This is a genomic window from Nocardia sp. NBC_01499 (genome assembly GCF_045040275.1).
Classification (GTDB): domain Bacteria; phylum Actinomycetota; class Actinomycetes; order Mycobacteriales; family Mycobacteriaceae; genus Nocardia.
In genome coordinates this window covers 4,652,427-4,673,378 of sequence record NZ_CP109426.1, presented here as the reverse complement: position 1 = coordinate 4,673,378, position 20,952 = coordinate 4,652,427, and the positions used below count along the sequence as shown (strand labels likewise).

The 20,952-nt window shown below is 68.0% G+C and carries 18 protein-coding genes; 6 read left to right on the top strand and 12 right to left on the bottom strand.

The features are described from left to right. The first annotated feature begins 33 nt into the window (after window positions 1–33). The 3 genes from OG203_RS21285 to OG203_RS21275 all read left to right on the top strand — a co-directional run bounded on the left by OG203_RS21285 (window position 34) and on the right by OG203_RS21275 (window position 4,397). Window positions 34–336, top strand: coding sequence for an antitoxin (locus OG203_RS21285; protein ID WP_405167370.1), 303 nt, complete (start codon window positions 34–36; stop codon window positions 334–336). 52 nt (window positions 337–388) lie between these two features. Next, window positions 389–2,722 carry an ATP-dependent DNA ligase gene (locus tag OG203_RS21280; protein WP_405167369.1) on the top strand — a complete coding sequence of 778 codons (2,334 nt, stop codon included), beginning with the start codon at window positions 389–391 and terminating at the stop codon, window positions 2,720–2,722. 496 nt (window positions 2,723–3,218) lie between these two features. Then, on the top strand, window positions 3,219–4,397 hold the full coding sequence (locus OG203_RS21275) for a lipase family protein (RefSeq protein ID WP_405167368.1): 1,179 nt from the start codon (window positions 3,219–3,221) through the stop codon (window positions 4,395–4,397). A gap of 90 nt (window positions 4,398–4,487) precedes the next feature. Here OG203_RS21275 and OG203_RS21270 read toward each other — a convergent pair whose 3' ends face one another. The 5 genes from OG203_RS21270 to OG203_RS21250 all read right to left on the bottom strand — a co-directional run bounded on the left by OG203_RS21270 (window position 4,488) and on the right by OG203_RS21250 (window position 10,706). After that, window positions 4,488–5,144 carry an ammonium transporter gene (locus OG203_RS21270; RefSeq protein ID WP_405167367.1) on the bottom strand — a complete coding sequence of 219 codons (657 nt, stop codon included), beginning with the start codon at window positions 5,142–5,144 and terminating at the stop codon, window positions 4,488–4,490. A 216-nt stretch (window positions 5,145–5,360) separates the two neighbouring features. Further along, window positions 5,361–6,035: a hypothetical protein gene (locus OG203_RS21265; protein ID WP_405167366.1), complete on the bottom strand. Its 675-nt coding sequence runs from the start codon at window positions 6,033–6,035 to the stop codon at window positions 5,361–5,363. A gap of 187 nt (window positions 6,036–6,222) precedes the next feature. Further along, window positions 6,223–6,963, bottom strand: coding sequence for an energy-coupling factor transporter transmembrane component T family protein (locus OG203_RS21260; RefSeq protein WP_405167365.1), 741 nt, complete (start codon window positions 6,961–6,963; stop codon window positions 6,223–6,225). Next, entirely contained in the window at window positions 6,960–9,092 is a 2,133-nt protein-coding gene (locus OG203_RS21255; RefSeq protein WP_405167364.1) for an ABC transporter ATP-binding protein, read from the bottom strand. The genes OG203_RS21260 and OG203_RS21255 overlap by 4 nt, the downstream gene beginning before the upstream one ends. A 147-nt stretch (window positions 9,093–9,239) precedes the next feature. After that, window positions 9,240–10,706 carry a flavin-containing monooxygenase gene (locus tag OG203_RS21250; RefSeq protein WP_405167363.1) on the bottom strand — a complete coding sequence of 489 codons (1,467 nt, stop codon included), beginning with the start codon at window positions 10,704–10,706 and terminating at the stop codon, window positions 9,240–9,242. A gap of 85 nt (window positions 10,707–10,791) precedes the next feature. On the opposite strand from OG203_RS21250, the gene OG203_RS21245 reads away from it, so the two are divergent. Then, window positions 10,792–11,850, top strand: a complete 1,059-nt coding sequence (locus OG203_RS21245; RefSeq protein WP_405167362.1) for an AraC family transcriptional regulator — start codon at window positions 10,792–10,794, stop codon at window positions 11,848–11,850. A gap of 15 nt (window positions 11,851–11,865) precedes the next feature. Here OG203_RS21245 and OG203_RS21240 read toward each other — a convergent pair whose 3' ends face one another. Continuing rightward, window positions 11,866–12,645 carry a metallophosphoesterase gene (locus tag OG203_RS21240; RefSeq protein WP_405167361.1) on the bottom strand — a complete coding sequence of 260 codons (780 nt, stop codon included), beginning with the start codon at window positions 12,643–12,645 and terminating at the stop codon, window positions 11,866–11,868. A gap of 152 nt (window positions 12,646–12,797) precedes the next feature. Then, window positions 12,798–13,235, bottom strand: a complete 438-nt coding sequence (locus OG203_RS21235; protein ID WP_405167360.1) for a MarR family winged helix-turn-helix transcriptional regulator — start codon at window positions 13,233–13,235, stop codon at window positions 12,798–12,800. 86 nt (window positions 13,236–13,321) lie between these two features. Here OG203_RS21235 and OG203_RS21230 point away from each other — a divergent pair, with 86 nt between their 5' ends. Continuing rightward, the gene (locus OG203_RS21230) at window positions 13,322–13,966 is read left to right on the top strand and encodes a TIGR03086 family metal-binding protein (RefSeq protein WP_405167359.1); all 645 of its coding nucleotides are present in this window, start codon (window positions 13,322–13,324) and stop codon (window positions 13,964–13,966) included. On the opposite strand, the gene OG203_RS21225 is transcribed toward OG203_RS21230, so the two are convergent. The 4 genes from OG203_RS21225 to OG203_RS21210 form a co-directional block, all read right to left on the bottom strand. Beyond that, a complete protein-coding gene (locus tag OG203_RS21225) occupies window positions 13,963–14,730 on the bottom strand; it encodes an RluA family pseudouridine synthase (protein WP_405167937.1) in 768 nt (255 codons plus the stop codon). The genes OG203_RS21230 and OG203_RS21225 overlap by 4 nt on opposite strands. Window positions 14,731–14,780: 50 nt before the next feature. Next, entirely contained in the window at window positions 14,781–15,788 is a 1,008-nt protein-coding gene (locus tag OG203_RS21220) for an adenylate/guanylate cyclase domain-containing protein (RefSeq protein WP_405167358.1), read from the bottom strand. 117 nt (window positions 15,789–15,905) lie between these two features. Continuing rightward, a complete protein-coding gene (locus tag OG203_RS21215; RefSeq protein WP_405167357.1) occupies window positions 15,906–17,054 on the bottom strand; it encodes a lipase family protein in 1,149 nt (382 codons plus the stop codon). A gap of 124 nt (window positions 17,055–17,178) precedes the next feature. Then, window positions 17,179–18,102, bottom strand: a complete 924-nt coding sequence (locus OG203_RS21210) for a LysR family transcriptional regulator (protein WP_405167356.1) — start codon at window positions 18,100–18,102, stop codon at window positions 17,179–17,181. A gap of 71 nt (window positions 18,103–18,173) precedes the next feature. Here OG203_RS21210 and OG203_RS21205 point away from each other — a divergent pair, with 71 nt between their 5' ends. Continuing rightward, on the top strand, window positions 18,174–19,061 hold the full coding sequence (locus OG203_RS21205; RefSeq protein ID WP_405167355.1) for an SDR family NAD(P)-dependent oxidoreductase: 888 nt from the start codon (window positions 18,174–18,176) through the stop codon (window positions 19,059–19,061). A gap of 1 nt (window position 19,062) precedes the next feature. On the opposite strand, the gene OG203_RS21200 is transcribed toward OG203_RS21205, so the two are convergent. Beyond that, the gene (locus OG203_RS21200; protein WP_405167354.1) at window positions 19,063–20,829 is read right to left on the bottom strand and encodes a sigma-54-dependent Fis family transcriptional regulator; all 1,767 of its coding nucleotides are present in this window, start codon (window positions 20,827–20,829) and stop codon (window positions 19,063–19,065) included. Window positions 20,830–20,952: the final 123 nt, after the last annotated feature.

Below are 20,952 nucleotides of genomic sequence, written 5' to 3'. Positions count from 1 at the left end.
CGTGCTAGTGGGCTAGAGGAAGGAACGAACGCTATGAGCTTCGCGGATACTCTGAAAGGCCTCGTCGGCAAGGGCAAGGACGCGGCGGCCAAGAACGCCGACAAGATCAACGACGCCATCGACAAGGGCGGCGACTTCATCGACCAGAAGACCCAGGGCAAGTACTCGGACCAGATCGCCAAGGGCAAGGAAGCCGCCAAGAAGGCGATCCCGCCGGAGGATGACCTCGGCACGCCGGGCCAGCCCGGCGGACCCGGTGCGCCGGAAGCGATGCCGGACGACGCGTCGAGCTCCTCGGATCAGTCGGGTATGGACTCCTCGGGTTCGCAGATCTGACGAGCGGCGGGGACCCGGCGACTTGTCGGTCCCCGCCTCTAAAATCGTTCCCATGGCATCCCGCCGGAGCTTCGGTGGCATCGAGGTTGAACTCAGCAACCTCGATAAAGTGCTGTATCCGGCCAGTGGCACCACCAAAGGCGAAGTCATCGCCTATTACTCGGCGATCGCGCCCGCCATGCTCCCGCACATCGCAGGCCGCCCGGTCACCAGGAAGCGCTGGCCCAACGGGGTCGACGAGCCTTCCTTCTTCGAAAAGAACCTGCCAGCGCACGCGCCGTCGTGGCTCGAGCGGCACACCATCCAGCATTCCGACCGCAAGGTCACCTATCCGGTGATCGACTCCGAGGCCGGGCTCGCCTGGCTCGGGCAGCAGGCGGCGCTGGAAGCTCATGTGCAGCAATGGCGTTTCGACGGTGACGCGGTGGGCCCGGCGACCAGGCTGGTGTTCGATCTCGACCCTGGGCAAGGCGCGGAACTGGCCGACTGCGCGCGGGTCGCGCTCGCGGTGCGCGACATGATCGAGGACATCGGCCTGCGCGCGTTCCCGGTGACAAGTGGTAGCAAAGGAATCCACATCTACGTGCCGCTGGATCGCGAGGTGAGCTCGAGCGGCGCGTCCACCGTCGCCAAGCAGGTGGCCACGAATCTCGAACGGCTGCACCCGGATCTGGTGACCGCGACGATGGCGAAATCGGTGCGCGGCGGAAAGATCTTCCTCGACTGGAGCCAGAACAACGCGGCCAAGACGACCATCGCGCCGTACTCGCTGCGCGGGCGCGCCGAACCCAACGCGGCCGCGCCACGCAGCTGGAAGGAGATCGAGAACCGGAAGAAGCTGCGGCACTTGCGGTTCGACGAGGTCCTCGCCCGCTGGCACGACGACGGCGACCTGCTCGCCGAGCTCGATCCGCCACTGCCGAAGGGCAATACCGCGTCGGCCGAATCGGGTGCCGACGCGCTGGCGAAGTATCGATCGATGCGCGATCCGGCGCGCACGCCCGAGCCCGTTCCCGCCGACCGGCCCGCGCCGGGGGAGGGCAATCGCTACGTCGTACAGGAACATCATGCGCGGCGATTGCATTGGGATGTGCGGCTGGAACGCGGCGGCGTGCTGGTGTCCTGGGCGGTGCCGAAGGGCCCACCAACCAGCACGAACCAGAATCGGCTCGCCGTGCACACCGAGGACCACCCGCTGGAGTACCTTGACTTCCACGGCGCCATCCCCAAGGGGCAGTACGGCGCGGGGGAGATGACGATCTGGGACTCCGGCACCTACGACACCGAGAAGTGGCGCGACGACGAGGTGATCGTCGAATTCCACGGGCAGCGGCTCAACGGGCGCTACGCGCTGATCCAGACCAACGGCAACCAGTGGCTGATGCATCTGATGCGCGAGCAGCACGGTGCCGAGCGCAACGGCTCGGACGACAAGGCGAAAAGCCTTGGCGCAGAGCCGGAAACACCGTCCGGCCGGATAATCCGGGTGCCGAGCGGGCCGTCGCCGTTCCCGCGCGGACTCGCGCCCATGCTCGCCACCCCCGGCGATGTCACCGATCAGGATGCCGACGAGTGGTGCTTCGAGACGAAGTGGGACGGGTTCCGCCTGATCGCCGAAATAGATTCCGGCACACTGACTTTGCGCAGCCGGGTGGGCAATGTGGTGACCGGTAGATATCCGGGTATCGCGGCGCTCGGCGACGAATTGTCCGAGCACAGCGTGGTATTGGACGGCGAGGCGGTGGTCTTCGACGACCACGGCGTCGCCAATCTCGGCCTGCTGCAGGCGGATGCGGCGCGGGCCGTCTTCGTCGCCTTCGACGTGCTGTACCTGGACGGCACTTCGCTTGTCCGCAAACGGTATTCGGATCGGCGCCGGGTGCTCGAGGCGCTCGCCGGTACCGCGCCCTCGATGATCGTGCCGCCCCGGCTGGACGGTTCCGGTGCCGACGCGGTGCGCTACAGCCAGGACAACGGCATGGAGGGCGTGGTCGCCAAGCGTAAGGATTCGGTGTATCTGCCGGGCAAGCGCGGTCATTCGTGGGTGAAGCAGCGCAACTGGCGCACCCAGGAGGTGGTCATCGGCGGCTGGCGGCGCAGCGAGGCGCGCAACTTCAAATCGCTGCTCGTCGGCATCCCGTACGAGGGCAGGCTGATCTACGTCGGCCGGGTCGGCACCGGATTCAACGAGGCCGATATGAAGGTACTGGCCAAGCGCTTGAGCAAGACCGAGCGCAAGTCCAGCCCGTTCGACAACGACCTGACCGCCGAGGAACGCAAGGAGGCGGTCTGGGTGACGCCGAAAATCCATGGCACGGTGCGGTTCATGAACTGGACCGAGACCGGCCGCCTATGGCATCCGGCGTGGCTGGGTGCCTCGGATTGATCGCGGCCGATCTCGCGCTCGACTCCGCCCAGGAGGCCGCGAAGAAGGCCCTGTACCAGCAGAAGTGACGCCGAAAGGACAACAGCGGCGGTGGGTCTGACCATCGATTGACCGCTGTCGGGGCCCCTGATCTGCCAGTACTGTGAATGCCCCGAGGCCGGAGTGCGGCGGCGCAGAGTTGCATCCGGCATATTCCGTTACGCCTCGCCGGACAGGGGAGGCCGCCATGCGCACCAGCCACGGAGCGACCGGGATCGGCATACCCGCGCTATCGGCGGCGGTCGGCCGAATGTGTCGTTCCGGCAACAAACTAGAGGGGTCGGCGAAACGTCGAGCGAGTGCCGACCTGTTCGGCCACCGGCAAGGTAGGTTGCCTGCCATGGCGACTCCGGACGGAATCGGTAGGGGGACATCGCTCCTCGGTAGCACGGCAACATCCGAAGCGCCGGTCCGGCGCATCGGCGCGGCGCTAGCCCGAGCCGGATCAGCGGCGGCCATGGTTCTAGCTTCGACGCTGATGCTGGCGCCGGGCGCGCACGCTCAGGTGCCGCCGCCCGACGCGGATCCGTTCTATGCGGCGCCCGCGAACCTCGCCACCTATCCCGAGGGCGCGATCGTGGATTCGCGGGAGAGCGCGTTGTTCGGTCTGCCGCTTCCGGTTTCGACGTGGCAGGTCAAGTACCGCAGCACCGACGCGAGCGGCGCGGCGGTGGCCGACGTGGCAACGGTCATGGTGCCGATGGTGGCGTGGACCGGACCCGGTCCTCGGCCATTGCTGTCGTATCAGATCGCCGAGGACAGCCTCGGCTCGCGCTGCGCGCCGTCGTACGCGTTGCGCGGCGGTGGCGACCCTGGCGGTACCCAGGCGTTGATCGACGCCCCGTTCATGGCCGACGCGCTGCGCCGCGGCTTCGCCGTGGTGGCCAGCGATCATGAGGGCCCTCGGTCCCGGTTCCTCGACGGCGTCAATTCCGGGCGCGGCGTGCTCGACGGCATCCGGGCCGCCCGCGACCTGCCTGCCGCTGGGCTCGGCCCGGCGACTCCCATTGTCGGGTGGGGCTATTCGGGCGGCGCCTTCGCCACCCTCTGGGCCGCGCAGATGCAGCCGCAGTACGCGCCGGACATTCACTTCGCCGGCATCGCCGCGGGCGGTGTTCCGTCGAACTGGCCCGCCATCGCCCAGCACGTGGACGGCACCATGCAGGCGGGTCTGGCCATGCTGATCGTCATCGCGGCCACGCGCGACAATCCGGGTGCGGGCGTCATCAACCTGCTCAACGATCGCGGCCGTGCGATGATCGCCGCCGACAGCGCCGCGTGCGGCCCCGATCTGGTGACGAAATACGTCAACGCCCGCGTCGACGACTACGCCGCGGTCCCGAACCTGTTGGCGCAACCCGGTTTCCGCGCGGCGACCGAACCGCATGAGCTCGGCGCTCCGGCACCGCGCATCCCGATGTACCTGTACAACAGCACCAGCGACGACGTGGTCCCCGTTGCCGGGTTCACCGACCTGCTCGGCCACTACTGCGCCCAGGGCGCCGATATCACCTCGGTGCATTCCATCCTGCCCGGCCACAACCCGACCGCCGTCGGTGAGGCGTTCGGTGCGATGTCCTATCTCGCGGACCGGGTGGCCGGTGTGCCGGTCGCGCCGGGCTGTCACGAGCGGTAACCCGAGCTGGACCGCCAAATGCCTTGGCGCACAACAATGAAGCGGCCTGCACCGAATCGATTCGGTGCAGGCCGCTTCAGTAGACGTCGGTCAGTTCTTGGGACGGCCGGTGTCGTCCATCCACCTGGTCGTTCCCGGCGCCGCGGTGAGCGTGTTGATCAGGTCGATGCCGGCGACGATCAGCGTCGGGCCACCCGCGACGATGGTGCCGATGATCCCGCCCACCGCCGCGCCCGCCAGCACGCTGGCGATCACGGTCGGCCCGCCGAGGATGCCGGTCAGCCCGACCGCGGCACCGATCACGGTGCCGATGAAGCCGCCGACCGCGGTGGCGATGCCGAACTGCGACAGGAACGCGTCCTGTGCGCGCTGGTTCTCATACGGCGAGGCGATCGGGGTCGCCTGGACCGGACGCGCCTGAGCGGCGTCCTTGACCACCGTCAATTCCAGCGCGTGGCCCGCATCGCTGACCGCGTGCGGTAGCGGGTACTCCAGCCCGTCCTGCCGGAACGCCAGTGGCATCGAGACCACCGTGTTCCCTGCTTCGTCCTTGACGTCGACGATATCGCCGACCACTTCGAACGATCCACCGGTCAGTGTGGTGATGATCTTGTCTCCCACCAGCTTTGCCGTGTAGCCGATCTCGGGAGCCTGCGCCACGGCAGGCTGAGCATGGGCGGTGCCAGCGCCGACCGCGACCGCGGCGACGAGGGGCACGGCGGCCGCGGTGATTTTGCGGAGAATCATTCGGTTGTTCCATTCTTCATCAGGATTCCAGCATTGGAGAAACGCCGCGCGCGTCGAAATCCCTTCCCCCACTGCGTCGCGCGGCATGTGATCTAGCGAATAGCTACTCCGCAGATAACTCTACCGCTCAAATAGAGGTTCAGCCCCTGAAATAGGGGGCGGTGGCCCGCTATAGAAACCGCGAATCTAGTTATAGCGCTCAGCTATACGGGTTGGTCAATGCAGTACGTTGATCGCGCGTGCGATGACAAGCGCGGCCAGAATCAGCGAGATCGCCGACTGCACCATCATCAGCGTCTTGGCCCACCGCGACATCGGCATGACATCTGTCGGACTGAACGCCGTCGCGTTGGTGAACGACAGATACAGATAGTCGACGAACTGCGGTTCCCACTCCTGGCTCGCCAGTTCGGGGTTCTGCATCTGGACGAACATGAAGTCCGGCAATGGCTTTCGGGCATGCGCCCGAGCCGCGGGCCCGCCCCGATCGAACTCCCAGTAGCCGAGCCCGAAGACAACGACGTTGGTAAGCCAGACCGCGCCGCCTGACCCGAGCAGCCGGGCCGGGTCGTCGCTGAGCGTCCCGTCGATCAACCCGACGACCAGTCGATCCGCCGAGTACGCCGTCGCCACCCCGAGTAGCCCGACCAACCCGAGGCCGACCCACCGCAGCCACGTCTCCTCCCGGTCGATCCGGACGGGATTGGCGACGAGCACGACCACCAAAAGCAGCGACTCCAACCCCGGCAGCAACCATCCAGGCTCGGGCAGGAAATGATCCGGCAACACCACTTGCAATCCGATGATCGCCATGACCGCGGCCGTCGCCGCCAACCGCGATTCCCCAGCGGTCCGCCGCTGCCAAGCCGGTACCTCGTCGCCGTCACCCACGCCGCCAAGTATCGCCCGCCGCGGTCGGCCCGCGCGTTAGGCGGCCTCGGACATTCGTCCTCGCAAGCGCTCCCTGCGGCCTCGGACATTCGTCCTCGCAAGCGCTCCCTGCGGCCTCGGACATTCGTCCTCGCAAGCGCTCCTTGCGGCCTCGGACATTCGTCCTCGCAAGCGCTTCCTGCGGCGACTACAGCAGGACGAAGCCGAGCACGAAGGCACCCGCGCACACCGCGACGACGACGGTGAGCGCGATCGCGTCGTTGCGACCCGGGGAACTGGGATAGGCGGCGAGTTCGCCGGTGCCGCCGCGCGCGGTGATCGCCTCGCCGAGTTCACCTGCGCGGCGGGTGGATACGGCCATGGCGGCGGTGAGGATGTCGATGAGCGGGTTCTCGGTGGCCAGGTAGAGCATGTTGTCCTTGGGGCGGAGCTTGCGGGCCGCGCGCAGCACCCGGATCTCCTCCATCAGCAGCGGCAAGCCGCGCAGGGTGAGCGCGACGACGACGGCCCATTCGTCCACCGGCACCCGGAGTTTGCGCAGCGGCGCGCCGAGTTTGGCCAGCGCGGGAGCGATATCGCTCATCGGTGTCGTCCAGGCGACGACGAACGACGCGGCCACCATGACCAGGCCGAACACCACCGTCTGCGCGTAGCGCACGATGGCTTGGGCGCCGACCGGCGCGTTGATCAGCGCGCCGAGGGCGAGCAACCCCCAGAACCACCAGGGCAGGCGGGGCAGGGTGCCGAGCGGTAGCCGGGCCACCACCCCGATGACCACAAGGAACACGATCATCACGCCGAGCACCGGCCAGGTCGGCAGGAACATCAGCAGGAAGCTGATCAGGAACGCGCTGATCATCTTGGTGCCCGCCCACAGGTTGTGCACCGGGCTCGCCACCGGGACTCGGCGAAACAGCACCAGACTCATGATCGGCCTCCGCGCTCGAGCCGCCAGGCGGCGTCTCCCTGCTGCCGCAGCGGTGCGGCAGGACGTGAATCATGCTCGTGCGCCGCGTCATTGGCGACGACGACGGCGTCGGTCACCGCGTCGGTCGCCGGTATTCGCCCGGCGCGCAGGTGCACCGTCCGATCGCACACCGCGGACATGTCTTCCACGTCGTGCGAGATGACGATCAGCGTCAGTCCGGAATCTCGCAGCCGCGCAAGCAGTTCCACGATGTCCGCGCGTCCTTCCGGGTCGAGCCCGGCCAGCGGCTCGTCGAGCACGACCACCTGCGGGTGGCTGGCGACGATCGCGGCGAGCACCACCCGTTTGGCCTGTCCACCACTGAGTTCCTCGATCGACCGCGCGGCAATCGACCGATCGAGGCCGACGGCGTCCAGGGCCCGCCCGACCGCGCCGGATCCGGTGGCCCGGCCGCCCCAGTCCGCGATCTCCGCGCCGACGGTCTGCTTCTGCAGTTGCAGCCGCGAGTGCTGGAACGCCAACTCGACGCCGCCGATCTGCTTGGTGACCGCCTTGCCCGCGAGTTCGCAACGGCCGGAACTCGGTTCGATCAATCCGGCCATGATCCAGGCGAGGGTGGACTTGCCCGACCCGTTGCCGCCGACGATGAGCAGCGCCTCACCGCGCCGCACCGAGAGGTCGACCGAGTGCAGAGCCGCTGCCTCCCAAGGGGTTCCGCGATTGTAGGTGTATTTGACGTCGCGCAGTTCGAGCAGCGGTTCGCCCATCGGCCTGCGTCGCACGTCGCGCACCGGCCGCGGCCAGGCGGCCAGCCGGTCGACCGCGCGCCCCTGCGCCAGGTGCACCACCCGGCCCGCCGCGGCCGCGTCGGCCTCGTGGTGGGTGACGAGCACCACCGCCATCGCATGGCGGTTCGGCAGTGCCGCAAGCAGTTCGACGAGTTCGCGCCGGCCCACCGGGTCGATCATCGAGGTGGCCTCGTCGGCGATGAGCAGCGCGGGCTTCCTGGCGAGCGCCGCGGCGACCGCGAGCCGCTGCTGCTGCCCACCGGACAGGGTGGCGGTTTCCTTGTCGCCCATGCCGTCGAGGCCGACCTCGCCGAGCAGCCCGGCGACATCGACCTCGGCGGCGAGTTCGGTCGGCAGCCCCCACACCACGTCGTCGGCGACGAGCACGCCGAGGGTCTGGCTCTCCGGCCGCTGCAACACCAGCGCGGTCCCGCCGAGATGCCCGAGCCCGGCCGAACCCGGGCGTTCCACCGTTCCCGAGGTGGGAGGGAGTCCGGCGAGCAGCCTGGTCAGCGTTGATTTACCCGATCCGTTGTGCCCGACGACCGCGACGAACTCGCCGACCTCAACGGTCAGGTCGATGTCACGCAGTGCGTCGCGTGTCGTACCCGGGTAGCGAAATGCCGCCCCGCGCAAGGTGACCGGCAGCGGCGCGATCGGGCGATCGTCCGGCGGCGCGTCGAGCCGGTCGCTGCCGGGCAGCCAGGCCAGCCGATCGAGCACCGAGCCGAGCACGAACCAGGAGAAGATCGCGGTCGCCACCATGCCCGAGGCGACCCCGCCGCCGACCAAGGCCCACCACCAGCGCAGTGCGGCATCGGTGAGGTCCGCGGCCGCGCGGCCGAGCGGCTCGAGCTGCTGCTGGCGGGCCGCGAGGTCCTGGATGCCCCGTGCGGTGTTGCGGAGCGTGTCGAACAGCAGATTACGTCCCGCGGAGAACAGCTGGAGCACGCCGACCGCGAAACCGGCCCACACCAGGCCGGCCACGGTGGAGAGGCCGAGCACCGAGGCGACCCCGCCGCCGCGCCGTTTCGTGGTGCCGATGATGCCCGCGATCGTCGCCGTCGCCATCAAACCCATAGTGGTGGGTAAACCGGTCGCGACAAAGGTGACCACCGTGGCCGCGACAGCCGCGGTGACCAGCGCGCGCAGTCGATAGCGCTGTGCGATCAGGCCCATGGGCACCGCGGCGACCAGGTTCAGTGCGGCCGCGAACGGAATCACCGTGCCGACGGTGACCAAACCGACGGTCGCACCGCCGAGCACCGCGCCGAAGGCAAGCTCGATCGGTCGTAGCGGCCCGTGTTCGGCCGTTCCGTCAGCTATCGGGCGTCCAGTCACGGCACAAGTCTGCCAGTGCGGGCGCGCGGCGAGTCCACGCGCTGTTCGGCCGGATCGCCGCGCGCACCCGCTCGAACCTCGGTTCGCCCGGCCAGCGCTACCTTCACCGCACAATTGTCTCCGGAATGTGGCGCGCTCGGTAGCGCCTCAGGCGGCCGGGGTGAGGGTGTAGTCGGCGGGGTCGAGCTTGCGCAGGTGGCGGCGGTAGCTGAGTTGCGAGCCCGGCCAGTTGTTGGTGATACGGCCCGCAGCATTGCGGTACCAGCTGGAGCAGAAGTTCCACGGGGTGCGGGCGAGGCGTTGCTGCAGGGCCGTGTTGAATCGCGCTTCCTGATCCGCGCGGACCTCGAGACAGTGCCCGGGGCTGCGGCCGAGCAGCTCGACGGCCTGCCGGATGTAGCGGGCCTGCGATTCGATCATGTAGATGATCGAGCCGACGCCGAGATTGGTGTTCGGCCCGTAGACCAGGAACAGATTCGGGAAGTCCGGCACCGCGATGCCGTAGTAGGCGTGCGCGCCGTCGGCCCAGGCGTCGGACAGCTTGCGGCCCGCGCGGCCGTAAATGTCCATCGGCCAGAGGAATTCGGTGCCCTTGAACCCGGTGCCGTAGATGATCACGTCCACCTCGTGCACGGTGCCGTCGGCGGTGCGCACGCCCTCGGGCACCACCTCGGTGATCGCGGTGGTCTCCACCCGCACGTTCGGCTGCGTCAACGCGGGGTAGTAGTCGTTGGAGAACAGTGCGCGCTTGCAGCCGATCGGATAGTCGGGGGTGAGCTTGGCCCGCAACGCCGGATCATCGACCTGCTTGCGCAGATGTCGCGCGGCGAGCTTTGCCACCAGCCCCGCGATGGCCGGGAATTCGACAAGGCCGAGGGAGATGAACTCGGCGACCGACCACCAGCCGAAGCGCTCGACCAGCAGCGCGCCGGGCAGCCTGGCGAACAGTGTGTGCTGAATCGGCGAGTAGTCGGTGTCGAACTTGGGGATAACCCAGGCCGGTGTGCGCTGGAACAGGGTGAGGTGCGCGACCTTCGGCTGGATCCGCGGGATGTATTGGATGGCGCTGGCGCCGGTCCCGATGCAGGCGACGCGTTTGCCGCTCAGCTCCACCCCGTGGTCCCACTCGGCGGAATGGAACGCCGCGCCCGCGAAGGTGTCGATGCCGGGGATGTTCGGCAGCGCGGGCCGCGAGAGCTGGCCGACCGCCGAGATCAACACGTCAACGGTGCGAGCCGTCCCGTCCGCGGTGCGGATGGTCCAGCGCCCGGACGTGTCGTCGAATTCGGTATCGGTCACCTCGGCGCCGAACCGGATCGCGTCGAATACGCCGTTGCGCTCGGCGACGCCGCGCAGATAGCCGTGGATGGCGTCGCGGTCGGAGTAGCGCTGCGGCCAGTCCGGTTTCGGCTCGAACGAGAAGGAGTACAGCGGGGACGGCACGTCGCAGGCGGCGCCGGGATAGGTGTTCTCCCGCCACACCCCGCCGAGGCCGGCGGCCCGCTCCAGGATGGTGATGTCGTGGAAACCGTTGCGGCGCAGCTCGATCGCCATGCCGATGCCGCCGAAGCCCGCGCCGATGATGAGGACCGATGGCCGGTTGCCCGCTGTCATGTGACACTCCTCACAAGACTGAAGATGATTCCACTCTAGGGGGCGTCCGGGTAACCGATCGAGATATTCGGCCATACTGTGTGGCGTGGAGCGGGTGCAGGATCCGGGAATCCGCGACTGGAACTTTCCGCGCGGGATAGCCAGCGTGGCGCTGATGGTCGGCTACGCGGCCGAGCACGGCGTGCCCGCCGGGCGCATGCTCGCCGGCACGGGGCTGTCCGAGCCGCGGCTGCGCGACCCGGACGCGCAGATCGACGCGCATATCGAACTCGCGGTGGTCCGCAATCTGGTGCGCGAACTCGCCGACTGGCCCGCGCTGGGCGTTGAGATCGGCCGCCGCTATCGGATCACCACCTTCGGCATCTTCGGGTTCGCGTGCGTCAGCAGTCCGACGCTCGGCGAGGCGATCTCGTTCGCGCTGCGCTATCTGGAGCTGAGTTTCACCTTCTGCCTGCCCGTCGCCGAATGGCGGGAAGGTGAGTTCGTCGCCTGGGTGCACGACGAGCTGATTCCGGCCGATGTGCGCCAGTTCCTGGTCGAACGCGACGTCACCGCGATGCATCAGGTGATGAGCGATCTCCTCGGCAGGCATCTGCCGCTGGCCAGGGCCGAGTTCCGTTTCGCGGCACCGGATTACGCCGATCGGATCGAGGCGGTCACCGTGGTGCGGCCCCGGTTCGGGCAGCCGCGCAACCTGTTCGCGATCGAGCCCTCGGTGCTGGATCAGCCGCTGCCGCAGGCGAACGAGCAGACCTGGGCCATGTGCCTGGCCCAGTGCCGAGATCTGGTGCACCGCCGCCGCGCCCGCACCGGCATCGCCGCCGAGGTACGCGAACTCCTGGTTCCCGGCGGCATCGAAGGATTCACCGCGCCGCCCGGAATCGACTCCGTCGCACGCGATCTCAACATGAGCACGCGCACCCTGCGCCGCCACCTCGACGCGGCGGGCACCAGTTATCGGGCGCTGCTCGACGAGGTGCGCCGCGCGCTGGCCGAGGAAATGCTCTCCGCAACACCGCTTTCGGTGAGTGACGTCGCCATCCGGCTCGGCTACGCGGAATCCTCGACCTTCATCTACGCGTTCAAACGCTGGACCGGCGCGACACCCGCCGCCTATCGCCGCGAACGAGTCGTCCGCCGCTGACGCGAAGCGACCGGGTCAGTTCGGTGCGACGCCAAGCCAGCCGCCCATCGGGACGCTGCGGAAATGTGTTGTCAGGCTGTGTTTTTCATCGATGAGATGCAGTGCGATGGCGGGGTCGGGCGCGTAGTCCATCACGTGGTCGGGCAGGTCGAGTTCCCACAGGCCGCCGAGGACCGACGCGGTGCTCGGCGCGACCAGCAGCGGACGGCCCGCGAATGTCGTTGTCGCCGAGGAATGCGCGTGCCCGGTGAGTACCGCGACGATGCGCTTGTCGCTGGCGACCAGTTCGGCGAACTTCTCCGGCTCCTCCAGGGAGATCTCGTCGATGACCGGGCTGAACAGGTTGGCGGGCGGGTGATGCAGCGCGAGCAGCACCGGCTTGTCGGCCGGCGCAGTGGCGAGCACGTCGTGCAGCCAGGTGTAGGTCTCGTCGGCGATCCGGCCGCTCGGCTCGCCGGGAATGCTCGAATCCAGCAGTGCGACGGTCAGATCCCCGATCCGGTGGGCGTGGTTGATCGGCGCGGTCGAGGCGGATTCGCCGAGCAGTGTGCTGCGGAACGCGGCGCGATCGTCGTGGTTGCCCGGAATGGCGTACACCGGAATGTCGATGTCGAACGCGAGCCTGGCCTCGGCGTATTGCTCGGACTTGCCGGAATCGGTGACGTCACCGGTCACCAGGATCGCGTCCGGCCTGCGGCGCAGGCCAGTGAGGAAGGTCATGACCCGCTCGACCCGTTCGGCGTTGCGGGCGCCGAGATCGAAATGGGTGTCGCTGACCTGAGCCACCAGGATCATCGGCGTTCGCTTTCTCTGGGGGATCGCTCCGTTGCGTCAGAGTGTGCCCGCCTCCCGTGCGCGGCACCTATTAAGGCTAGTTGACCTGCGTATTACGCGTCGCCATGAGGCTCGCCACCAGCGGAAACCTGCGTGGCGGTCTGTGTGCGCGCTCACTGAGCCTGCTCGGCGGCGGCCGTGGACAGCGCTTGCAGCGACCGAAGGAAGGCCCGCCGATCCGCCGCTGGCAGCTGGGAAAGCAGGCGGTTCTCCTGCTCCTGGATGTCGGCCTGCACCCGGTCGCGCAGGCTGCGTCCGGCCGCGGTGATCGACACCAGATTGACCCGCCGATCCGCCGGATCGGGCGCGCGGTCGATCAGCCCGCCCTGTTGCAGCTCATCGAGCACCCCGATGATGCGGGTCTTGTCGGCATTGATCGCCTTGGCCAGCGCGGCCTGCGTGTACACGGGTTCCTTGCCGAGCCCGAGCAGCACCGAGTATCCCCACATCGACAGCCCATGTCGTTCGAGCACAGGCATTTCCGTCGCGATGAGCGCCCGGATGAGCGGGGCCATCATCGCGGCGAGATCGGGGCGATGTGCTTCGGACATGGCTAGAAAGTACCGCTTGATAGATGATAAGCGAGAGCATACGATAGGCGCATACTTATTATTTGCCGAGCAGAGAGAAGCAATTGATGACGACCGAATCGGATCCCCGCGCGGAACTGCGCACCATCGACGCGGTGATGAGCACCGTCGACCTCATCGCGTTCAACGCGCAGGCGGTGCGCACGAGCATCGGCCTGGTCGAGCAGCTGACCACCGCGGACCTGGGCAAGCCGACGCCATGTGCGGATTGGACGCTGCACGGCCTGCTGACGCATATGATCGCCCAGCACCACGGATTCGCCGCGGCATCCCATGGCAATGGCGACCCGGCGCAGTGGAAGTCGCGCCCGCTCGGCGCGGATCCGGTGCGGAGCTATCGGGAGGCCGCCGAGCAGGTCATCGAGGCGTTCGCGGAGCCCGGCGTGCTCGACCGGAAGTTTCCGTTGGCGGAGTTCAGCGCCGACTACGAGTTCTCCGGCACGCAGGCGGTGAGCTTCCACTTCATCGACTACGTCGTCCATTCCTGGGATGTGGCAAAGACTTTGGGCCTGACCGTGCGATTCGACGACGAACTGATCGAGGCCGCGTTCCCGGTGGCGCAGGCCGTTCCCGGCGGTGATTTCCGGCTGCTCCCCGGTTCCGCGTTCGCACCGGAGCTCGCGTGGTCGAGCGTTGATCGGCTCGATCAGATCGTCGCGCTGCTCGGCCGGTCGCCGGAGTGGCCGCGCTAGTCGAGACCGCGAAGCAATTCGCCTGCGCGGTGCGGTAATTCGCCGGTTTCGGTCGGCTCGGCCTTGATCGGACGCCAGAAGTCCGCGTCCGGTGTCGCCTCCAGAGCGAGTTCCGGCGGGGTGCGCCAGTCCGCCGTCAGGCCGAGCCGCCACGAATGCAGGTACGTCCGCTCGTGCGCGCCCGACTTGTCGAAGAGCGGGTCGCCGACGATGGGGTGGCCGATCCACGCCAGCTGCACTCGAATCTGGTGGCGGCGACCGGTGATCGGGCGCAGCGCGAGCACCGCGTAGTCGTCGCGGCGCAGCACCGTCGCGAAGTCGGTGCGGGACGGGTAGTTCTTGGTGTCGAGCAGATCGGCTTCGTCGACGAACCAGCGGTCCGCGTCGCGGCGAATGCGCTCCCTCGGCGCCGCGATGCGGACGCGATTCTTGCGCCCGACGCTGAGCGGCAGGTCGATCACCCCGGCGTCGGGCAGCTCGCCGGACGCGACGATGGCGAGGTAGGCCTTCTCGGCGGTCTGCTTGTTGAACTGCCTGGTCAACTGGCCGTGCGCGCCGAGTTCCTTGGCGAGCAGCACCAGCCCGGAGGTCACCTTGTCGATCCGGTGCACGGGGTAGAGCGTTTCGCCCGCCGCGGCCGCGAGTTCGACGAGGTCGGTGTCGTGCCGCTCCCCGGTGACGGAGATACCGGCGGGCTTGTGCAACGCCAGGATCGCGTCGTCCTCTTCGACAAGGAATCGCGCGCGCAGCTCGGACCAGTCCATTTCCACTGGGACGAGCTTAGGTCGAGGCGCAGACCGGGCTCGAGCGTGCCCTACTGATTCTTCTCATTGCGCCGCAGGATGTGCGGGCGCAGGCGATTGAAGCCGCGCACGCGGACGCTGCGCAGGTTCTTGATGATGAACTCCTGCTCACCCTCGAGTGCCGTCGCGGCCTCGTCATCGATGAGCACCGTGCCGGGCCTGGCGACGCCGGTGAGGCGGGAGGCGATGTTCACGACCGAGCCGTACAGGTCGCCGAACCGCTGCAGTACCTCGCCGTAGGCCACGGCGACGCGCAGTTCGGGGGTGCCGCCGACCATCATCGTCGACTCCTGGATGGCCAGCGCGATACGGGCCGCGTTGGCGGCGCTGTTCGCGGCGAACATGACCTCGTCGCCGACATTCTTGACCACCCAGCCGCTGTTCTCGGTGATCGCGGCGGTGGTGGTGGATTCGAACGACTCGAGCAGCAGCGAGAGCTCGTCGGGGTGCAGGTGCCTGGTCAGCCGCGTGTAGCCGACCATGTCCGCGAAGCCGACCGCAAGTTCGCGCACGGTTTCCCCGGCCGAGGTGCCCGGGTCGAGGGAGCGCGAAAGGGCGGCCGCGAGGTGGCGCCGCCAGGCGTAGGTGTTGAGCTGTTCGAGCGTCGCGATGGTGCCCTCGGTGGCGGTGCGAATCGTTTCCTCGGGATCGGCGCCGGGGTCGGCCGCCGCGATGCGTTCGCCGATCTCGGCGAGCACCATGTCGACCTGCCATTCCGCCAGCCGGGCCATGCCCTGGCCGAGGGTGCGTGCGGTCGCCGCCTGCTGCCTGGCATCGGCGGAGGACAGGATGTTCAGCTCGCGGAAGTTACGCAGGGCCGCGATGTCGGCGTCGGTGTAGTCGACCGCGTCGTCGTCGAGCCCGGCCGGGAAGCCGAGGGCGGTCCACAGGCGTTTGGTCAGCGCGGTGGTCGTCCCCGCCCGCGTTGCCACATCGGTGCGGCTGTACTGCCGGTTGCCGTCCAGCAGATACGACTCGACAATCGACTGCACCAACTCGGACTTCTCGGTGGGCACCATGCCCGTACCTTACGACGACCACCCCGCTACCCGCCGCAAACACCGCCACCGTTGGGTGACCGCACAGCGCCGTTGGGTTACACACAGCGCCGTTGGGTTACGCAGAGCGCCGTTGGGCTACTTGACGCGGGCCAGGAAAGCGTCGATGGCCGACCACATCTGCGGGTTGAGCTGGGTATGCGTGCCGGTGCCCGTGACGGTCGTGAAGTCGACGCCATTGGCGGCGAACTCCGCGGCGAGCGCGCCGTGCAGCGGGGAAGGGACCGTCGTATCGGTGACGTTGAGCAGCAACAGGATCGGGGCATCGTAGCCGCTGGTCGGCACCGTCAGGTAGGACTCGTACGCGGTACGGACACGGCTGTCCGACAACGGCTTCGACAGCAGTTCGCCGATGCCCATACCTGCCACCCGCGCCTCGATCTCCGGCTTGCACATGGTGTCGATTTCATCGAGCAATGTGCGGCCCACCGGGCTCAGATACTGGTTGAAATCGATGTCGGGGCGCGCGGCCCGGACTCCGGCGAAGATGGTCGAGAGGAAGCCGAGCGTTTCCGCCGTGCCGGGAATCGTCGGAATGACGGGTCCGGCGATGGGAAGCGCCTTTTCGACATCCGAGGCAGGGTCGATCGCGATGGTGCCTCGATAATCGAGGTCGGCCGCGTAACTCGACTGAAGATGGCCGGTGCCGAGTGCGGCGTGCCCGCCCTGCGAGGGGCCCATCGCGACCCAGGTTCGCGACAGTTCGGGGTGCGCCGAGCGCGCGGCACGCAGCAGATCGATCGTCGCCGTCGCCTCGGTCTTCAGCTCCAGGTACGGGTGCGGCCCGGTATCGAACAGGCCGAGACCGAGGTAGTCGGGAGCCGCCACCGCGAATCCCCGCGCGATCAGGCGCTGCATGATGTCGTCTTCTTCGGCGTGCCAATGCGAGTTCGGCGCCGTGCTCGGATCGGATTCACCACCGCAGCCACGCCCGAGTCCGGTCGTGCCGTGGTCGAACGTGATGACCGGCCACCCACCCGAGGGCGGCGTGCCGTTCGGGATGAACAGCGCGCCGCTGGCCCGCTGCGGCGTACCATCCGACCCGGTCATCCAGTAGGTGATCACCGACCCGTTCGGCATCGGCCGCCAGCCGTCGGCCTGCGGAGTCTCGGAGATCAGCATCCCGGGGGTTTCCGCGGCCGCCGGAGCGGCCTGCAACCCGAGCAACACGCTTGCCGAGACCGTGGCCATCGCCACCGAACTCTTCCAACCACGAATAACGCGCATCAAAGACTTCTCCTTGGTGCTGGACGGTCGTCCAGTTGAAGAGCAGCTTAGGGCGGGTTGTGTAGCTACCACATCGGCTAGTGGCAAATTGTAAGCAAACCCACGCTACCGCAAACTGTCGCGATTACTGGGGTCCATCCAGCTCTATCGCGGCGGCGCGGAGTGCTTCGGCGGTCCTGGCCGCCGCCTCGGTGAGCGGGGACGGGAGGCGGGCGAGTAGGAGGCGGCGTTGTTCCTGCGGGCCGCCGCGGACCGGTAGGACGCGCACGCCGGGCAGCGCGGCGGGGGCGAGGACGGCGGGGATGGTCGTCAAACCGCAACCGGCGGCGACCAATTGGAGTTTGGCGAGCCAATCGCGGGCGGTGTGCACGATCTCGGGGCGTTCGTCCAAGCCGGGCCAGACGCCCATCAATCGGTCGTCGCTGGTGTTCGGCCCGGCGATCCACTGCTGGCCGTGCAGGTCGGCGACGTCGATGTAGTCGCCGCGCGCGAGCGGATGCCCGGTTGGCACGGCAACGCGCAGGCTGCGCTCGGTGAGGGTCTGCAGCAGCAGCGCCGGTGATTCGGTATCCGGCGGCCGGAACGGCGGCGCGGAGGCGATCAGGGCGAGGTCGACGCTGCCCGCGCGCAATGCGCGAACCAGCGCGGGTGTGCTGCCCTCCCGGCTCAGGACGGTGATGCCGGGATGGGTCTGGCGCAGCGCCGTGATGGCCCTCGGTAGCAGGGAGCCGCCCGCGCTCGGGAACCAGCCGACCCGCACCGTCGCCGCCTGGCCGGGCAGCCCCGACAGCTCGCGCGCGGTCGCCTCGATCTGATCGAGCACGGCGGTGGCCCGGCGCAAAACGAGATGCCCTGCCGCCGTGAGCTTTACGCCCTCGCGGTGGCGCTCGAGCAGTTCGGTGCCCGCCATCCGCTCGAGCGAGGCGATCTGCCGCGACACCGCGGACTGGGTGTAGCCGAGCGTGCCCGCCGCGGCGGTGAAGGTGCCCTGCTCGGCGACGGTGCGGAACACCCGAAGCGCGGTCAGCGAGACATCGGTGAAGTCCATGACTCCTACGCATACCACATGTGTCCAAATTTCGCTGGACTCATGGATAACGGCTTCCTAATGTATGAGTCATGAACAACGCACGCATTGCCCTCGTGACCGGGGCGAATCAAGGACTTGGCCGGGCACTCGCCGAGGGGCTCGCCGCCAGGATGGACTCGGCGGACCTGGTCCTTCTCACCGGCCGCAACCCGCAGCGAGTCGCGGACGCCGCCGCCGAGATCGCCGCCGCGCCCGGCACCAAGAGCCAGGTCCAGGGCCGGGTCCTCGACGTCACCGACGCCGACGCCATCGCCGCACTCGCCGCCGACCTGCGCGAAAGCCATGGCGGAGTAGATATTCTCGTTTCCAACGCCACCACCCGGGTGCTGCCGGATCACTCCCAGTCCGCGATGGCCGACGAGTACATCGACGTCGCCAACACCGCGACCCACACGATCCTGCGCGCCTTCGCGCCGATCCTGCGCCCCGGCGGCCGCCTGTTCGTCGTCGCCAGCTCGCTCGGCACCCTCGGCCACCTGCCCGAGAAACTGCGGCCACTGTTCGACAGCGCCACCCTCGACCAGGTCGAGTACGCCGTCGAATCCTGGCGCAGCGCAATCCATTCGAAGACGGCCGAAGAAGCGGGCTGGCCACGCTGGCTGAACACCCCGTCCAAGGTCGCCCAGGTCGCCGCCGTGCGCGCGGTAGCCGCCGAGCGCAGGGACAAGGACCTGGCCACCGGCACCCTGATCGCCTCGATCTGCCCAGGCATGGTCGACACCGCGACCTCCCGCCCGTGGTTCAGCGACTTCAGCGAGGCACAGACCCCCGCCCAAGCCGCAAGTGCCGTAGTCGATTTGGCGCTGACACCGGGCGTCGACCCGGACCAGTACGGCGAACTGATCCAATTCGGCAAGGTCGTGCCGTGGCACTCCGGCACGCCGCTGGACGAGGCAGCGCTGCAGCTCATCCCGTGAGCTAGGCGATACCGAAGTCCTTGATCTTCCGATAGATGGTGGCCCGCGACATGCCGAGTGCCGCGGCCGCTTCGGACTTGCTCCCGCCGTTCTCCTGCAGACTCCGCACGATCGCGTCGCGTTCCAGCGCCTCGAGCTGGCTGAGCCTGCGCCGGGTCAGCGAACGGCATTGCGGCGGGAGCTTGTCCGCCTGGATCAGGCCGGAGCGTTGCACCGCAATCGTTTCCGCGAGGATTCGACGCAACTGGGTGACGTTGCCCGGCCACGGCAGTTTGCCGAGTTGGCGCATGGCGTCCGGTGCCAGCCGGACGTCGGCGCCCTTGGTGAGTTCGCGAAGCAGGAACGGGACGAGGTCGTCGAGATCCTCGATGCGGTGCCGTAACGCGGGCACGCCGACGGTGTGGGTGAAGAACGGCAGTAAGAGCGAGTCGACGGCGGGTGCGCGGGTGGCCGAATTCATCGTTGCCGCAATCCATCCGCGCCCAGCGCAGCCTTGCAGGATCTCGGCCAGCGGCTCGATCACGTCGGTGGGCAGCCGCTCCAAGTCGGTCAGCACCACGTTGAATTCGTTGCTCGCGGTCTCGGCGCTCAACGCGCTCAGCATATTCTCGGCATCGGCGAAATCCGAGGTCCGCAGCACCCGGACCATCTTGTCCGCGCTCACATGGGTGGCCACTGCGCGGGCGAGTCGCGTTCGCCCCGAACCCTTTTCGCCGTCGAGCACCACCCACTCCCGATCGCGACAGCAGCGCTCGACCTGCTGACAGCTGCGCCGCCACGAACTACTTCGCCCCGCGACACCCGGCACCGTGAAGGTGGTGTGCCCGATCGTGCGGCGCACGGCGCGATCCGCGGCGAGCTGAACGTGCAAGACGACACCACGTATCCCGCCACGCACCAAAATGCGTTCTACCGCCGTGACTTTGGTGGTGTGACCGCTCGGCAACTGCGCGACGAGCGTCTCAACGGCCCCGCCACCGGCCAGATCGGCCGAATGTTCGAGCAGGGCAACCTGATCGTGCGCGTCAAGCGCGTGCCGCAGGTACTGGTTCATCAACACCACGTCGCCGCCGATCGCGAGCACGCCGAGCGGATACCGGCGGCATTGGCGCAGATAGGTTTCCAGCAGCGCGGTTTCGCTCTCGCTGGCCAGCGAGCCGAGCCGATCCTCGATCTGGCTGCTCGCACTCTTGGCGAGGGTGAACAGCAGTGGATCGGATCGGCTTGCCCAGCAGGTCAGGTCGATGACGCCGAGCACAGCCCTGGTCAGCGGATGACGGATGGGCGAGCCTGCGCAGGCCAGCCTGCCGAGGGTGCCGAGATAGTGTTCGCCGCCGCGAATGAAGGTTGGGCTCGCGGTTTCCAGCGTGGTGCCGATCCCGTTGGTGCCGACGAACATCTCGGCGTAGCTGTAGCCGGGGGCGAGCTGCACGCTGTCCAGCGAGCGCATGATCGTCACGTCGGAGGCGTAGCGCTCGAGCACCAGTCCGTCCGACGAGGTCAGGATGACGCTGACCGTCTGCGCGGCAAGGTCATTGGCCAGTCGCTGCAGCACCGGCGCGGCGGCATTGGTGAGCGGTGAGTCCAAATTCGGATCACGCACATACGGCAGTTCGACCCGGTCCGGGTGGACGCGCAGCGCGCGCGAGCGACGCCAGGAATCGAGCACCGTGCCGCGCACCGGCAATGCGTCCACCGGCCCCGCGGTGAGGAACTGTTCCCTGGCTTGCCGCAGGCTGGCGACGGCGTCGACATAGGGATCCGACATTGCTCTCACCTCGATACTGACAGCCGTCCTCCACGCTAGCCGCGTCTCAATGTGCGACGCGTCTCACATTGAGACGTCCAGCGTATCGCTTTCGCTGTGTCATGGGTCACAGGAAATGTGCGC

Coding starts and splice junctions, on each gene's coding strand:
- OG203_RS21285 (WP_405167370.1), top strand. CDS start 34: ATGAGCTTCGCGGATACTCTGAAAGGCCTCGTCGGCAAGGGCAAGGAC.
- OG203_RS21230 (WP_405167359.1), top strand. CDS start 13,322: ATGACGACCGAATCGGATCCCCGCGCGGAACTGCGCACCATCGACGCG.
- OG203_RS21260 (WP_405167365.1), bottom strand. CDS start 6,963: ATGAGTCTGGTGCTGTTTCGCCGAGTCCCGGTGGCGAGCCCGGTGCAC.
- OG203_RS21280 (WP_405167369.1), top strand. CDS start 389: ATGGCATCCCGCCGGAGCTTCGGTGGCATCGAGGTTGAACTCAGCAAC.
- OG203_RS21225 (WP_405167937.1), bottom strand. CDS start 14,730: ATGGACTGGTCCGAGCTGCGCGCGCGATTCCTTGTCGAAGAGGACGAC.
- OG203_RS21200 (WP_405167354.1), bottom strand. CDS start 20,829: ATGTCGGATCCCTATGTCGACGCCGTCGCCAGCCTGCGGCAAGCCAGG.
- OG203_RS21235 (WP_405167360.1), bottom strand. CDS start 13,235: ATGTCCGAAGCACATCGCCCCGATCTCGCCGCGATGATGGCCCCGCTC.
- OG203_RS21275 (WP_405167368.1), top strand. CDS start 3,219: ATGGTTCTAGCTTCGACGCTGATGCTGGCGCCGGGCGCGCACGCTCAG.
- OG203_RS21210 (WP_405167356.1), bottom strand. CDS start 18,102: ATGGACTTCACCGATGTCTCGCTGACCGCGCTTCGGGTGTTCCGCACC.
- OG203_RS21270 (WP_405167367.1), bottom strand. CDS start 5,144: ATGATTCTCCGCAAAATCACCGCGGCCGCCGTGCCCCTCGTCGCCGCG.
- OG203_RS21220 (WP_405167358.1), bottom strand. CDS start 15,788: ATGGTGCCCACCGAGAAGTCCGAGTTGGTGCAGTCGATTGTCGAGTCG.
- OG203_RS21205 (WP_405167355.1), top strand. CDS start 18,174: ATGAACAACGCACGCATTGCCCTCGTGACCGGGGCGAATCAAGGACTT.
- OG203_RS21215 (WP_405167357.1), bottom strand. CDS start 17,054: ATGCGCGTTATTCGTGGTTGGAAGAGTTCGGTGGCGATGGCCACGGTC.
- OG203_RS21240 (WP_405167361.1), bottom strand. CDS start 12,645: ATGATCCTGGTGGCTCAGGTCAGCGACACCCATTTCGATCTCGGCGCC.
- OG203_RS21250 (WP_405167363.1), bottom strand. CDS start 10,706: ATGACAGCGGGCAACCGGCCATCGGTCCTCATCATCGGCGCGGGCTTC.